The sequence below is a fragment of the Nocardioides ganghwensis genome (genome assembly GCF_014779655.1).
GTDB classification, from domain to species: domain Bacteria; phylum Actinomycetota; class Actinomycetes; order Propionibacteriales; family Nocardioidaceae; genus Nocardioides; species Nocardioides ganghwensis.
In genome coordinates, this window is sequence record NZ_JACXYX010000018.1 from 29169 (window position 1) to 44204 (window position 15036).

10 protein-coding genes are annotated in these 15036 nt (G+C 65.9%); 7 read left to right on the forward strand and 3 right to left on the reverse strand.

The genetic code is table 11. From position 1 onward, the window contains the following. Positions 1-52 precede the first annotated feature (52 nt). From IEZ24_RS21825 to IEZ24_RS18220, 5 genes are all read left to right on the forward strand, one after another. A complete protein-coding gene (locus IEZ24_RS21825; protein WP_224745538.1) occupies positions 53-1636 on the forward strand; it encodes a type ISP restriction/modification enzyme in 1584 nt (527 codons plus the stop codon). Beyond that, entirely contained in the window at positions 1633-2649 is a 1017-nt protein-coding gene (locus tag IEZ24_RS18205; protein ID WP_129456274.1) for an EcsC family protein, read from the forward strand. Before IEZ24_RS21825 ends, IEZ24_RS18205 begins: the two co-directional genes overlap by 4 nt. Then, entirely contained in the window at positions 2646-3464 is an 819-nt protein-coding gene (locus tag IEZ24_RS18210) for a GIY-YIG nuclease family protein (RefSeq protein WP_129456273.1), read from the forward strand. The genes IEZ24_RS18205 and IEZ24_RS18210 overlap by 4 nt, the downstream gene beginning before the upstream one ends. A gap of 110 nt (positions 3465-3574) precedes the next feature. Next, positions 3575-4942 (forward strand): AAA family ATPase, encoded by a 1368-nt coding sequence (locus IEZ24_RS18215; RefSeq protein WP_165356153.1) that lies wholly within the window; start codon positions 3575-3577, stop codon positions 4940-4942. 73 nt (positions 4943-5015) lie between these two features. Further along, on the forward strand, positions 5016-5879 hold the full coding sequence (locus tag IEZ24_RS18220) for a hypothetical protein (RefSeq protein WP_129456271.1): 864 nt from the start codon (positions 5016-5018) through the stop codon (positions 5877-5879). Here the strand turns inward: IEZ24_RS18220 and IEZ24_RS18225 are convergent. The 3 genes from IEZ24_RS18225 to IEZ24_RS18235 are packed head-to-tail and all read right to left on the reverse strand — an operon-like array spanning position 5854 to position 12000. After that, positions 5854-9024, reverse strand: a complete 3171-nt coding sequence (locus IEZ24_RS18225; protein WP_129456270.1) for a C-terminal helicase domain-containing protein — start codon at positions 9022-9024, stop codon at positions 5854-5856. The two genes, IEZ24_RS18220 and IEZ24_RS18225, sit on opposite strands and share 26 nt — an antisense overlap. Then, the gene (locus tag IEZ24_RS18230) at positions 9021-10832 is read right to left on the reverse strand and encodes a phospholipase D family protein (protein ID WP_129456269.1); all 1812 of its coding nucleotides are present in this window, start codon (positions 10830-10832) and stop codon (positions 9021-9023) included. Before IEZ24_RS18230 ends, IEZ24_RS18225 begins: the two co-directional genes overlap by 4 nt. Before the next feature lies 1 nt (position 10833). Further along, the gene (locus tag IEZ24_RS18235) at positions 10834-12000 is read right to left on the reverse strand and encodes a DUF6361 family protein (protein WP_275938093.1); all 1167 of its coding nucleotides are present in this window, start codon (positions 11998-12000) and stop codon (positions 10834-10836) included. A gap of 169 nt (positions 12001-12169) precedes the next feature. On the opposite strand from IEZ24_RS18235, the gene IEZ24_RS18240 reads away from it, so the two are divergent. Continuing rightward, the gene (locus IEZ24_RS18240; RefSeq protein ID WP_129456267.1) at positions 12170-14632 is read left to right on the forward strand and encodes an AAA family ATPase; all 2463 of its coding nucleotides are present in this window, start codon (positions 12170-12172) and stop codon (positions 14630-14632) included. After that, complete coding sequence (locus IEZ24_RS18245) at positions 14629-14967, forward strand: hypothetical protein (protein ID WP_207206888.1); 339 nt, start codon at positions 14629-14631, stop codon at positions 14965-14967. The genes IEZ24_RS18240 and IEZ24_RS18245 overlap by 4 nt, the downstream gene beginning before the upstream one ends. Positions 14968-15036: the final 69 nt, after the last annotated feature.

Consider the following 15036-nt stretch of genomic DNA (forward strand, 5'->3'; position numbering starts at 1 on the left):
TATCGCGTTCGTCACCAACGGTGGCTTCCTCGACAGCAACACTGCCGATGGTATGCGGAAGACGCTGGCCGAGGAGTTCGACTCGATCCACGTCTACAATCTCCGCGGCAATGCCCGCACGGCAGGCGAGCAGCGAAGAAAGGAAGGTGGCACGGTCTTCGATGCCGGAAGCCGCGCCACCGTCGCCATCACGGTCCTCGTCAAGAAGCCGCACTCGACCGCCGATCCTGCCACCATCCACTACACAGATATCGGCGACTGCCTCAGTCGTGAGCAGAAGCTCAACAAGGTTGCGGGGGCTGGGTCAGTTGGTGGGCTCGAACCCCACTCGGTCAAGATCACGCCCAATGCGCACGGTGACTGGCTCAACCAGCGTCGCGACGACTTCGAGACCTTCATTCCGGTCGACAGCACCTTCAGCGTCGTTACTCACGGTGTCAATACGGGCCGGGATGCTTGGGTCTACGGCTCTAGCTCCAGCGCGCTGATGGACTCGATGCGCAGGTGCTCTCGGGTGTTCAACAGTGAGGTCGACCGCTGGGCGGCGGCGCCGCAGGCGGATACGTCAGACCAAGGGATGATTCGCTTCGTAAACAGGGATTCCGCCCAGATCAGTTGGTCAAGCAATCTGCTTCAGGCAGTGCGCCGCGGAAAGCCGGCACTGGTCGCATCGGACCGTGTGATCGTGAGTGACTACCGGCCGTTCTTCAAGCAGCACCTGTACTTCGACCCTCTCTGGAACAGCCGGACCGGAGCTAACGCGCGTCTCTTTGGACCGAGTCGCACGAATCAGGTCATATATGTGGTCGGCATGAGTAGCGCGGTGCCGTTCACGCCACTTATGGCGGGTGACGTGCCGAATCTGCATTTCACAGGCGCTGGCAGCGGCGGCGCGGTCCTGCCGCGATGGACCTACACGACCCATGACGCGGAGAGCCTTGACCTCGGCGAGGAGACTGGGCTGACCGATAACATCACCGACCAGGCGCTGCGCCACTTCGCATCGGCGTACGGAGAGAAGGTCACCAAGGACGACATCTTCTTCTACGTCTATGGCCTCCTCCACTCGCCGGAGTACCGCGAGACCTACGCCGCGGACCTGAAGAAGATGTTGCCCCGCATCCCGCTGGTCGAGGACCCGTGGCCGTTCGTCGAGGCCGGCCGCAAGCTGTCCGAGCTGCACCTGGGCTACGAGACGGTGACGCCGTACCCCCTCGACGGCTTGGACGTTGAGCCGGTTTCGACGAGCTCGACCAGCGATGAGAGGTACGACTTCTTCCGGGTGCAGAAGATGGCGTTCCCCAAGGTCCGCGACCCCGAGACCAAGAAGCTCGTCGCCGACAAGACGCGCGTCATCTACAACTCCCACATCGAGCTAGGCGGCATCCCCGAGGGGGCGTACCGCTACATGCTCGGCTCCCGCTCGGCGATCGAGTGGATCCTTGACCGGTACCAGGTCAAGACCGATAAGGCCTCCGGCATCGTCAACGACCCCAACGACTGGTCCAGGGAAGTGTCGGACCCCCGCTACATCATCGACCTGCTCGCCCGCATCGTCACAGTGAGCCTGGAGACGATGAAGGTCGTCGACAATCTTCCCGCCCTGGCCATCCGAGAGGACCAGAACCCTTCATGAGCGTGATCGAGGTCGACACTTACGCGGCCATGTCGCCGTACGAACGGGAGGCGTGGAAAGAGACACTGCGGAGGCTCAACCGACGCCGCGACAACCGCATGCGGACCACCGCAAGGACCTTGTCTGCGCCAGTCAAGCGCGTCGCGAGCGGCGCCTGGGACAGGGTTCCTGCGCATGACGAGCTGGAGAGCCAGGTCATGCAGGCAATGGCCGGGATGAAAGCGGTCACGTTCGACCCGGCGCTCCGGAGCGTGAACGCATCGAAGGTGCTTGCGCGACACGGAGTCGGGGAACAACGCGAGTTGCTGCAGATCGACCTACAGCGTCTCGATCGGTCACTGCCAGGCTTCCGCACCGCATTCGCGACCCTCGCCCTCGTCGAAGGCGGCGGAAGCGCGCTCGTCGTCACCGGCGCGCAGGTGTCCGCCACGGTGAGTGGTGGGGTGACGCTCGCCGCCGCCGCTGCTGCGATGGCTGCCGACTCCGTGACGTCGATGGCGTTGATGGGCAGGATCATCGGTCAGGTTGCCGCGGAGTACGGCTACGACGTACGGCTCCCCGAGGAGGAGGCGTTTGCACTGGGTGTGATGTCGCTTGGTGCTGCGGCAACAGCCGCAGAGAAGGCCGCGGCTCTCGCTCAGCTGCGTCGGCTCACTGGCGTGATGATGCGGCAGCCCACGTGGGCCGAGCTCAACAGGTTCGCGCTGGTGAGAGTCATCGACCGCGTGTTCGCAGCTCTCGGCGAAAAGCTGGTGAAGCGAAAGCTCGCACAAGCGGTCCCCATCGCCGGCGTGCTGATCAACGCGGGCCTGTCAGCGCAGATGGCCGACAGCGCCTACCGGAGTGCGCGCGATGCCTATCGACTGAGGTTCCTGTCCGTGAAGTACGGAATCGATCCAGCGACCTGGACGGCCGAAGACGAATCTGCTGCCACCGACGAGGTCTTGGGCGCCGCCCTGGACGAGATCGAGGATGGCATGGATCACGATGACGAGCACGGGACCAAGCGATGAGCGACGAACTGGCATCCGATCCCGAGCACGTCGGCGAGGCGCCCGCCGTTCACCCGACTACTGAGGCGTACGACCGGCGTGCTGCGGTGGAGGCGATCCTCGCCGCGGACGATTCGCTCACCGGTCGCATCTATCGCTACGACCTCGAAGGCATGAGTCCTGCCGACATCGCGGCGGCAGAGGACAACCAAGGCGTGGCCTTCGTGTACAACTACCGCCTCCAGATCGATGCACTCTTGAGCGGGGAGGTGCCTGCGAGTCCGTGGGCGGCGCGCAGCGTCGCGGCGAAGCTCAGGCGCTGGCTCAAGACGCTGGACCTCAGCCCAGAGCTGCGCGACGACATCACCAAGTTCGAGGCCACACTGCAGAGCCGGGCGGAAGACCCTGATGCGCAGGCCGTCGAGGTCGACAAGGCGGTGGCGAAGTCGAAAGCCGCCGAGAACTCCAACACCCCGGGCGTCTACGTCTACACGCTGCCGCACTACCTCAAGCACCGTGTGGACGAGGAGACAGGCAAGACGCTGCTCAAGGTGGGCCACTCTGCGCGCGACGTGTACTACCGCGCGGGTTCAGCGGGTCGCCTCACTGCTCTCCCTGAGGAGCCGATCCTGCTTCGGATCTACGAGGCTGCCGAGTCGGCGTCCGTCGAGAAGCAGTTCCACGCGTGGTTGAACGCAGCCGACCACAGCGGCACGCGCACCCGGCGGGCCGGTGCCGAGTGGTTTCTCACCTCTACCAAGTTCCTCGACCGCATCGCCCAGTCACTCGGTCTCGACATCGAGATCGTCAATGAGTTTGAGACAGGCGACGCGTGAGTTCGACATCCCAGGATGAACTCGTTGACTTCTTGCGTACCTCGTTGGGCAACGAGTCAATGCTGAACGCTCGTTCATTGACCCGGCTTGCGCGGCGAGCGGGCCACGCGGTGGACAAGACCGTCATCAACTCGGTGCTCTACAGGCGCAGCGACCTCTTCCAGAACGACGGTGCGATCCCTCCGAACTGGTCGCTACTGGACGTCTCGATCGCGTATCAGGCACGAAAGCCCTATCGAGTAGGTGCTCTCGTACTGAAGAATTGGAAGTCGTTCGAGGACGTCACCGTAGCCTTCGGCGGAGTCACGCTCGTGTACGGAGAGAACTCGAGCGGCAAGTCCGCACTGTTCCAGGCGCTCAGGGTCTTGAAGGACTCTTGGGGGGCAGGAGATATCCAGCTGGAGCGGTATGGATGGCTCGAGCACGTCATTCACCGCCATGACCTCGGACGACAGATGGTTCTATCCGCGACTTGGCTGGACGACGAGACGGGCGACAGTTGGACGGTCGGTCTCGCCGCTGCCGCCGAGGACAACGCGCTCACCACCACGGAGCCAATTCGCGTCGTGCTGTTCTTCTCCCCAGAGGGTTCGGTGGTCTTGCGCCGGAGTACGGAGGACGACGGGTGGGTCGGCAAGTGGCTTCCGCAGGGGACGGCGCCCACCGATGAGGGTTCCTACATCTCCATCGGAAGCGATTCGGACGGCTTTCCGGACCCGGACGAGTGGCTTGAAGGACGCGACGGGCTTCCTCCGAATCCTGAGGCCGCCGAGCTGCTCGCGGCCATGCTTGAGGGGGGCACTGAGCTGTTCGACTCGGTCGAGTTCCTCCCGCCTGCGCGTCCGGTACCTCCACGCGACATCTCGCTCAGCTGGGCTGAGGATCACGCTGCCTACCTGTCCGACCTCTTCGAGGATGAAGGGGACCTGCAGCTCGAAGTCAACGAGTGGTTGCATCGATTTGAGATTCCCTACACCGTCACCATCGACAAGTACGGCGATGACGACGGCGACGAGCAATTCGAACTGAGCCTGATCCGCGACGGTGCCGCGGGCGAGAAGGTGCAGCTGCGAGATGTTGGTTTCGGAGTTAGTCAGCTACTGCCCATCATCGTCGAGCTGTTGACAAGCCGTGAGAAGACCCTTTTGATCGAGGAGCCTGAGGCCCATGTGCACCCCCGATTGCAGTCAGTTCTCGGCGATCTGTTCGTCACCAGCAACCAGGACTACGGCAATGTTGTCATCGTCGAGACGCACAGCGAGCCGCTCCTCCTGAGGTTGCAGCGGCGGATCGCCGAAGGGCGCATCGCGGCGGATGGCGTTCGGGTGCTTCACGTGCTTCGGGAAGGGTCGGCATCTGAGATCCGCCCAGTGGGGATCCTCCAGAGCGGACAACTCGACTATCAGTGGCCGGGTGGCTTCTTCGACAACCGTATGGACGACCTCGTCGCCATCTTTGATCCCCAGCAGGGAGGCTAGGGTGCTCCTGCGCGTAGCGATCGACCCGGCAGCGGGCCGCCGGCTTACGCCAGCGGCACGGACGAGCCCCATGATGGTCCGGTTCCTCCGGGAGAGATGCCTGCTCGTTGCTGACTCACCCAGCACGGTCGCGGACTTGATGCGCAGCTTCGCAGGGGCAGCGCCCGAGGTGCGCCAGATCATCCAACTCCTCCTGAGTCATCGACTTCTGGCCTTCCCAGATCGTGCTCCGACCGTGCTGGAACAGCTCGAGGACGAGGACGACCTCGAGACATGGCGGGACGTCGCGGACCTTCTCGTGCTCGATGACGATCTAGCGGAGTACTGGGCAGAGCTCGCGCCTGACGCGACGCCGGAGCAGACGGCTCTTCGGGACCTCCTCCATGCAGCCGCTGTCAACAGGGTGTACGAACTGTGGGAGAGCAGCGTGAAGCCGGGGGACGTGCGGGAGCAGGTGTGGCGTGATCGGTTCGACCTTTTGGCGCGACAGCCGACTCAGGTGTTCATCATGGACGCGTGGGCCATTGGCAGCTTGGCAAGCGCTTTGAAGTACCCGTCGGCAAGGCGCCTGCCCGTTGGGGCGCAATGGTTCTTGGGCCGCTTGGCGCGCTCCCGGGTCACGGCGGTCCACCTTGCAAGCTCGCACGGCGGCCTCAAGGATGGAATCACCCCTGACGAGGCGATCCAGATCGTCGGGGACTGGTTCCGCAAGCAAGCCCCCACGAAAACGCTGGACCTGCTGCTGGTCAGGGGCGAGTTCGATCACGGTCGGAGGATCGCTTTCGACGGCTGGGCCGCCTTCGACGTGCACAAAGGACTGGCGTCATTCGATAGGGACCCCATTCAGGAGGGGTTTGGCATGAACGCATCGGCGGACCTGGCGCCTCAGGTGGTCGAGAGGTTCAAGAGCCTCAGGCTCGAGGCGAAAGATCGATGAGCAGGTCAGAGAGCTGCTCTGCGTCGTCCCCCAGATATCGCAATAAGTCCTCCTGGCGCGGCTGCCCGATGACCAGTCGATAGGCCCCCACGGTTCGCATGAGCCGCCGGTATGAGTGCGCCTCCTTGCTGAGCGGCAGCGCTGGCACGTACCTCTCGATCCGGTGTCCACCATCGAGGGGGAACACCCAGTACGGATAAACCATCGACTGGCCTGCCGGCCTGTCCGCGTCGGCCAGCTCGAAAGCTGCCTGCCACGGATCCTTCGCGTCTAGCACTTCCTGTCGGGCGCCGTACTTTAGCGCCACGTTTCGACGCACGGCATGGCCCTTGTAGCGGTGCACCCGTCCTTCACGTTGTTCGAGGTCGACGGGGTTGCTGGGGAGGTTCCAGTGCACGATTGCGTGGCTGTACTGGTGGAAGTCCAGACCCTCCTGGCCAACGGACGTGGACGACAGCACGAAGGGCCAGAAGGGCGAATTGAAGGACTGACGAACCTGACCTTCACGCGCGACAGCCTGGTCCTCGGTGACGCCGCGACCGAACCGGACGGCGAAGTGGTTGCGGAGCGTGAAGGTGTCGAGGTGCAGATCGCCGCTCCGGTTCAACGACAGGTCGGTCACCTTGTTGACGCTGGCGCGCATCCCGAGCGCGGCGCTCATCTCAGTCGCGATCGCCTTTGACTTGGTCACGGCGTCCTTCAGGTTCACCCCGAGGCTCTCGTTCAGGACGTGAGCGTACTCATCAAGAACCGATGTGAGGCCCGCGTCGACGCTGTAGGTCAGCACGTCCTTCCAGTACGCGGTGTCCTCGGAGGCGCCGCGGATCAGCGCCATCATCTCGGGCTGGTTGGCGTGGTTTCGCAGTGCCCAGGAGATGGTGGACGCCTCGTTACGGACCTTGGGATCGCGCAGGTATTCGTCGCCCCCCGCGACGCGACTGAGCGCGCGCAGTGCCGAGACGCCAAAGCCACCCAAGGCCATGTTGGTCAGGACGTCCGCGAGGTCGTCGGGGCGGCGGCCGAGCTCCTCGGCACTCACAGCGGCAGCACGACTCAGGTGCTCCTGGAATCGGGACTCGTTGTCCCCCTCCCCCCACTCCTCCCCGTAGTCGAACGTGACCGCCTCGCTCGGCGCGAGGTCCATCGTGATCTGGTCGAGAAGCACGGGAGCCGCCCAGTACCAGGAGTCATCCGCCGGCCCGGACTCAGGTCCAGCCGGCAGCGCTTCCAAGTGCCGCTCGATCTCGTTGCGGATCTCCGCCACCATCGTCTCCCGAGGCAGCGGGAGCGGCGCCCTCAGGCGGCGCGCGACGTACAGGGGATCGCCGGCTGCCGCCAGCGCCGCGCACGGGTAGATCATGGCGAGAACGGGCATGCCGGACAGCCGCCCGTCAGACCGGTTGAAGGCCAACAAGCCACGCTGTCGAGTGGCGTCGTACGCACGGTCTGTCGTTCCGCTGAGCTCTCGCAGGCGACGTTCGGCCTCATAGCTCAGGACGCTGGAGATGGCCTTCGGGACGACGTTCCATGCCGAGAAGACCAGACGCTTGGTGAAGTCGCGAAGCTCGGGGTCTGCGTAGGCGCCCGTGGTCTCGTAGTAGGGCATCGACGGTGGGATCCACGCCAGCCGATGAGCACCGCGATCGAGGACGTCGTGCGTCAGCGCACGCATCTTCGGATTTCCGGGCTCGAGCTCTTCGTATCTGTTCACCGTCCGCTTGGTGAGGGACCGGGGGCTCTGGCGGATCGCCTGCTTGACCTCAGCGCTCTGGGCGCCCGCGCTCTCGAGCTCCTTCTTGACTACGTAGCCGTCCATCAGCTCCAGGACGTAGGGCGAGCTGCGCCAGTACTCCAGCATGTCTTGTTGTCGGAGCGCCTTCGCGACCTTGCTGAGGAAGCGGTAGTCCGAGACGTCCTGCGGGGCGAGAGCCAGGCCGTCGAGCTCCTTCTCGACCACCATGCCGTCGCGGTCGGGTGTGGACGCGAGCCGCTCGGTGCGCACCATCACGCGCCGCAGCTCTGCTTGTACGACATCACGTGCCGCGGCAGCCTGCTCACGTTCGCCGCTCATCAAGCCCCGCCGGAGGTCAGCCAAGGAGTGTTTCACCCGTTCTGCTCGCTCCGGCCCGGCGAGGAAGTTGATCGTCTGCACGAAGTTGTCGTAGTGGTCCTCACCTTCCGCCTCGTCGGGCAACGTGTACATCTTGAACGGCGTCGCGGAGAGCAGCAGCAGCTTGGCCTCACCGTGGTCGAAGAGTGCGCGGGCGAGCTCCGCACCGGGGTTGTCGTCATGGAGCAACGACGTGAACCTCTGGAACTCGTCGAGAACGATGATGTCGGGCTCCAGCGCGTGGACTGCCGCGCGAGCCATCATCTGCCGCATGGCGCCGACGAGGGCATACCTTCGGCGGCTGAGAGGTCCCTCCGGCCACCAGCCGTCGTTCTTGTACTTGAACTCCTCGGCGGTCGCGAAGATCTCGTCCAGCGCGCTGTCGTGGTCGCCACGACCGGGATCCGTGCGCAGCTGCGCGACGAGCGCTCGACTGGTCTCGACCGGGATCGTGGAGCGGTCGAACTCGTTGACCTGGCGCTCGAAGTTCTTCAGCTGCGTGGCGCCGCGGAAGAAGCGCAACCAGTGTCGGCCCTTGAGCTCGGGCAACTCGCTTCGCAGCATCCAGTAGAGCAATACCCGTTCGCGGGCCGTGCCGCCGCTCTCGCTGACGTTGAAGGAGGTGCCCGGGCTGAACGAGACGAAGTTGAGCTTCCGCCCCTTCAGCTGGTCGATCTTCTGGGCCAGCAGGGTGAGCCGGTCGGCGAACTCGTCGGTGGCGCCGGATTCGTCACCCTCGAGCTCTGCGCCGACACGGAGCCTCGCCAGGTTCTGCCTGGCGATCTGGGCGTTGCTGCAGATGTAGACCACGTCGATGCGATCCACCTTGTCCCACAGGTGCTCGATGGACTTCGCGATGACTCCTCGAGCGATCAGCGTCTTGCCCAATCCGACCTCGTCAGCGACGAGGAAACGCCGGACCGGGTCGTCGCCCCACAGGCGGTCATCGATGTAGTCGACCGTCGCTCGCTGGAAGTCTTTCAGTCCCTGGAGCTCGGCCTCGGCGTCCGGCCGCCGCACCTGCTTCTTGCTCATGGTGCCTCCTTGGCCGCCACGACGACGTGCCACAGGGCCTCAAAGTCCTCACCGAGATCCGGCAGCGCGCCGTCGGCGTCTCGCAGGTCGTCCATCAAGGACTTCACGCGGTCGATCGAGTCGTCGTCGCGTGCTGCTGCCCTCACGAGCGGCTCCAGCAGGATCAAGTCGTCGACCCAGCTGCCACCCCACCTGTGGTCACCGGCAGGCTCGTCGTTTGTCGCGTCCAGGAGAGCGGACGTGATGTCATCGATCCCGGGATCCTTCAGGAGCAGCGCGAGGTAGCGCAGGATGTCCTCGACCCGGGAGAGGAGCTCGCGCAGCACCCGCCTTGCGCGGTCCTCGGGCGCACCGATGAGGTCGACGCGGAGTGCGCTGGACTTCTCGACCACCACTCCGTCCCGCTCGACCCGGGTGCGCACCGCGACGAATGGCGTGATGTCTGCATGCGCGAGACCACGCCAGGAGGTCGAGCTGTCCAGTGAGCGGTCGAGCTGGGGCTTCAAGGTGATCGGGCGTACCCAGGTCTGGCCGGGATCGACAGGCCGCGACTCGAGCTCCAGTCGCGCGTCGTACTCCTCGCCGGTGCTCGAAACGGTGAGGCTCGGACGAGCCCCCGCCAGGGCGACGTGGAACTCCTCAATCTCACGCTCGAGATCGAACGTGAGGTCGGGCTGGGGATCGGCCGAGGCTTGATAGGGCTGCAGCAGGCGGGTGAATCCGGTCTGCTTGTCGTCGTCCTTGAGGATGGCGGCGGCGCCGCAACTCGAGGTCGGCCCTGTGAGCAGGACCCCGAACTCGATGTTGCCGCCGAACGCCGCGGATGTCGCGTTGGCGGACCCCGTGAGCAGCGTGGCCTCTCGCGCGACGTCCCAAGCGAACACCTTGGCGTGCAGACCTGTCTTGACCTCCCAGGCACGGGTGTCGCCATCTTCGGATTCTTCGTCGCCATCGAGGTCATCTGGAGGCGCATCCGCGTGCGGTTGGAGCACCCGCGTGTCGAAGCCGGCCAGGGCGTCAGCGCCGAGACGATCGAAGGTGTCCGGTCTCGACACGATGGTCGTGCCGGCGGGCAGCTTGCGCACGGTCGTCACATCCAGGAAGGGCGAGATCACCGCACTCGTGTCGGCTCGCACCGGCAGCGGCCAGGCGGCGCCGCCGGGCGTGCCGAAAGGCAGCAGCGTGCCCTCGGTGAACGGCGAAGGCACCGCGAACCTCCGATCTCGAAGGGTCCCGGCCACATGGCGCACGAGCGCTGCCCGTGCCAGCGGGACATCACGCACGCTGAGGTCCACGAGCTCCTCGAGGAAGGACGCTGCGGGTTCGGCCGACATCTGGTGGGTGGCGCTAGGGTCCTCGTCCGTCGAGAGCACGGTGTCCCAGCAGCGGTCACCGGTGAGGTTGCGGCTCAGGCAGACGAAACGGTGCGTGAACTCCCCTGTGATGTTGGTGAACCGCAGCACCCAGATCTTGGGATGGAACACCCGGCCCGGCGGGGGTACGACCTCGACAACGGTGTCCTCTGCGAAGACGGTGAGCTTGCGGTAGGTCGAGGGCACGTGGATCCCGCCTGCTTGGCAGAACACGACCGTGCGTTCGGCGTACCGCCGGATGGCCTCGAGCAGCTCGTGCGGGGCGGCCCCCTCGATGCCGTTGTCGACTTGGTCGTAGGCCGCCATCGACAGGGGAGCGAGCAGGAGGGAGTTGATGTCGAGCGTGTATGTCGTCGCGATCGCGGCGTCGATCCTCCAGCCGTGAGGGGGGCGCAGGGCGTCTGTCAACAGGTGTCGTACGTCGGGGTTGAGCACGTCATGCCTCCAAGCCATCAGCGATGTCGTTGAGGTGGCTCCGTGCGATCGACCAGCGGAAGTCAAGCGGTCCGGTCCCAGCGCCGACGCCCCACGTGGAGCGGGCATCGGCGTAGGTGATCCGGGCCCGGCCGCGCTTGAGACGCAGCTCCCTCATGGTGACGAGGTCACGGGCAGCCTGCGAGGCATGTGTATCTGTGGCGGCCAACTGCCACCAGTCGTTGAGAAAGGTCTGAGTCGCCGGTCGGATCCTTGGGTTCAGGTGGAGGAGCCTCGTCCAGAACTGCTGTCGATCCCAACCGTCGAAGATGCCATGCACCTCGAGGTCCTCAGCCCAAGCGGACAGGGCGCCCGTGAACTGCTCCACCAGCTCCTCGTTGTCTGCAAGCTCGGCCAAGATCAGGTTGTAGAGGATCGCAGGGCCGGTTCCGGTGAAGTGGAAACGTCTCGCTTCATCGACCAGCTCGGCGATCGGCCGGGGGAACTCGTCGTGCGCCTCGTGCTCCCAGAGTCGGCCCGCGCCGGAGTCGGGATGGTGGATGGCGAGCCAGGCGAAGAGCGAGTCGCGCTTGCTCGTGGCGATCTGTGTCTTGAGGAACTCAGCTTCGTCGCGACTCAGGTCGAAGGTGGCGCTCGTCGTCAGGTCCTCCGGCATCCTCGGAAGGTGGGTCATGCCGAGGTGGTCAAGGCTGGTGCCGTCGGCGTCAGGGTCGTCGATCGTCGACGACCGTTGGGCCGCGTTGCGGAAGTAGCCGGAGATGGTGGTCTTCCACCTCCTGATGCCCAGCGTCTCGAGACTGGCCCAGTAGAGGGCGCTGGGCATGGTCTTCAGCGACTTCTTCGCATCGCGACCTATCACCCCCTGCACCTCCTGACCGGCGATCAGGGAGTGGATGAGCTCGGTCTCCCGGCGGCGAAGTTCTCCCTGAGCCTTCTCAGCCGGCCACCGGTGGCGCGCCACGTCGTTGACCAACCAAGGGATGAAGAGGAGGTAGCGCGCGCGAGTGTGCAGCGTCGAAGTCCCTGGAAAGAACGCGTTGGAGAACGTGTCCCGCACACTTCCGATCCCCAGCTCGTCGACGGTGGACGAGTCCTCGAACAGCTTGACGACCTCGAGCATCGCGCTGCGATGCGAGTCGTCCCCGTCGAGCCACCCGAAATGAGCCACCTCAGAGATAAAAGCGCAGGGATCGAGGAGCGTCAACGATCATTCAGGTGGGTGCGAACGATGCGAGTCGGACAGTGCAGGCGCCGTGACAACGTCGGGCCGCTGCACCCGGCACCCTGCTGGACCGATTCCCTGCAAGGGCCGGCAGTTGCGGGCTAACGTCAGCGACATGGCCGGAGACCTGGTGCGGTGGGTGGACCAACAGCTCGAGGAGTCGGGGCTCGATGACGAGACCGGGCTTCTGATCCTCGCCGCTCTCGAGGGCGACCGAGTACTGCGCGGCTACCTCGATGACAAGACCGCACCCGAGCGACCCTCGGCCGAGGCGAGCACCGCACGCGAGCCGGGCGGAACGTTCCTGAGCTCTCTCGCCGTGGAGGGATTCCGCGGCATCGGCCCGGCCGTAAATGTGCCGCTGACCCCGCGTCCTGGCCTCACGATCATTGCGGGACGCAACGGGTCGGGGAAGTCGAGCCTGTCCGAGGCGCTGGAGTTCGTGCTCACCGGCGACACATACCGTTGGAACAAGTCGTCGGTCGAGTGGCGCAAGGCGTGGCGCAACCTCCATCACCCCCACGCCAAGGTCGAGGTCGGGCTCGTCGAGGAGGACTCCGGTCCGCTCAAGGTGACAGCCACGTGGGTAGACGACGAGAGCACAGTCGACAACGCGACCGTCAAGTCGCAGCGCGCCGGGGAGAAGCAGACCGACGGACTCGGCGAGCTCGGCTGGGCCAAGGCCCTCGAGCAGTTCCGCCCGATCCTGTCGTACGACGAGCTCGGAGGGCTGCTCGAGGGGGGCCGCGCCCAGCTGTACGACGCGCTGACCAGCATCCTGGGTGTTGACCAGCTCAGCGACGCCCTCAAGCGCATCCACGTCCAGCTGCAGGAGCGCAAGAAGCCTGGCACCGAGCTGTCCGCCCGACGGCGCCAGCTGGCCACCCAAGTCGACTCCATCGACGACGAGCGGGCCGAGTCGGCCAAGAAGTTGTTGGGCAAGACGGCTCCCGATGTCGCCGCATTGCGCGCGTTGGCCACCGGCTCGGCAACGGTCGAGACCGGCCCCGTGGCGGCACTGCGTCGGCTCGTCGCACTGCCCGACCCCTTTACCGCCGACGAGGTGAACCGAGCGGTCGGCCTGCTGCGTTCGGCCGTCGCCGGCCTGGCCGACGCCAAGGACGAGGTCTCCGAGAGGTCGATGGCCCGACTCGAGCTGCTCGAGACGGCCTTGAGCGTGCACAAGACCCACGGTGACATGCAGTGCCCGGTGTGCCGCACCGGCGAGCTGGATGCCGAGTGGCACTCCCTCAGCAGTGAGCTCGTCTCCCAGCAGCGCAAGGAGTACTCCGAGGTGCGCCGCGCGCGGCAGGACCTGACGGTGGCGCTCAGCACCGCGAGACGCTTGGTCGCTCCCCCGCCGGTCGCCCTTTCCAGCGCGCCGGTGCCCGAGCTCGACGACGCCGTACGGTGCGCCCGGCAGGCGTGGGACGCATGGGCCGATGTCCCAGCCGGTCACGACGCGGCCACAGCCACGGCGCTCGCCGACCACCTCGCGGGGCAATCGGAACTGGCGACATCGCTTAGTGACCTGCGCGGAGCGGCGCAGGCGAGGGTGGCCGAGCTCGACGACGTGTGGCAGCCGTTCGCCTCCCAGCTCGCCGGCTGGTGCGACGCATGGACCGCGTGGCTGGCGGACAAACCACTGGTGGACCAGCTGAATGCGGCCCACCAGTGGCTCAAGGAGAACGACCTCCGCCTCAAGAACGAGCGGCTTGCCCCGATCGAGGTGAGCGCCCGCGGCGCGTGGGCGCGGCTGCGCCAGGAGAGCAACGTCGACATCGGAAACCTGACCCTGACCGGCTCGGGCAACCAGCGCCGGGTGGTGATCGACGCATCGGTCGATGGCACGCAGGTGCAGGGGTTCACTGTGCTGAGCCAGGGCGAGCTGCACGCTCTTGCCCTGTCGCTCTTCCTGCCGCGCGCCACCATGGCCGCCTCGCCCTTCCGGTTCGTGGTCCTCGACGACCCGGTGCAGGCGATGGACCCTGCCAAGGTCGACGGCCTGGTGGAGCTGCTGTCCGACTTGGCTCAGACCCGCCAGGTGATCGTGCTGAGCCACGACGACCGGCTCGCCGCCGCCGTACGCCGTGCCGACGTCGACGCGACGGTCCTCGAGGTGGCTCGCGGCTCGGGGTCGCGCGTGAGCGTCACCATCGCCACGGACCCCGCGGCGCGCTACATCGGCGACGCGTTCGCGCTCATCCGGGAGACCGAGGAGGATCGACTGCCCGACGCCGTCATGCGTCGTACGCTGCCGGGCTTGCTCAGGTTTGCCGTCGAGGCCGTCGCCCGAGACAGGTTCTTCGGCTCGCAGCTCGAGTCGGGCGTGGCCCTGGACGACGTGGAGGACGCCTGGACGTCGGTGTCGACCACCAGGGACCGTGTGGGGCTGGCGGTCTTCGGCGAGTCTCGCCCCCACCACGAGCTCGACCAGTGGGCGGCTGCTCCCTACCGGAAGTTCGCGCTGAGGAGCATCGGAGCCGCGATGCACTCCGGCCTTAAGGCCGACCTCGACGCGCGCGACGCCGTACGCGACGTGGAGAAGCTCATCGCCGACCTACGGGGCGGGTCGTGAGCGACCTCCTGACGCTCGCTCGGGCCCAGCTCGACGCCGGCGACGCTGGTAGCAGCCGACGCGCCTGCTGGCTCGCGCGCTCGGCGATGGAGGAGGCGCTCGACACGTTGCTGCTGGAGCGCGGCGTCGACACAGGCCCGTTGGCAAGCACCCGGGCCAAGCTCTCCTGCCTCGAGGTGACGTACGACGACGAGCCGGGCCTCGCCGCCCGGGCGCAGTACGCCTGGACACGGCTGTCCGAGGCGTGCCACCACCACGCCTACGAGCTCTCCCCCACCGCGCTCGAGGCTAGAGACCTGGTCGACGCCGTCTCCCGGCTGACCGACAGGTGCTGATGCCGCCCGCGCACCACCTGGATCCGCTGAACGCGCAGCATCGCACCTCGATCTGAGGTTTGATCGGTC

What these genes read in the sequence shown, in the direction of transcription:
- IEZ24_RS21825 (WP_224745538.1), top strand. Translation starts at nt 53, where the DNA reads ATGCGGAAGACGCTGGCCGAGGAGTTCGACTCGATCCACGTCTACAAT.
- IEZ24_RS18205 (WP_129456274.1), top strand. Translation starts at nt 1,633, where the DNA reads ATGAGCGTGATCGAGGTCGACACTTACGCGGCCATGTCGCCGTACGAA.
- IEZ24_RS18210 (WP_129456273.1), top strand. Translation starts at nt 2,646, where the DNA reads ATGAGCGACGAACTGGCATCCGATCCCGAGCACGTCGGCGAGGCGCCC.
- IEZ24_RS18220 (WP_129456271.1), top strand. Translation starts at nt 5,016, where the DNA reads ATGGTCCGGTTCCTCCGGGAGAGATGCCTGCTCGTTGCTGACTCACCC.
- IEZ24_RS18225 (WP_129456270.1), bottom strand. Translation starts at nt 9,024, where the DNA reads ATGAGCAAGAAGCAGGTGCGGCGGCCGGACGCCGAGGCCGAGCTCCAG.
- IEZ24_RS18240 (WP_129456267.1), top strand. Translation starts at nt 12,170, where the DNA reads ATGGCCGGAGACCTGGTGCGGTGGGTGGACCAACAGCTCGAGGAGTCG.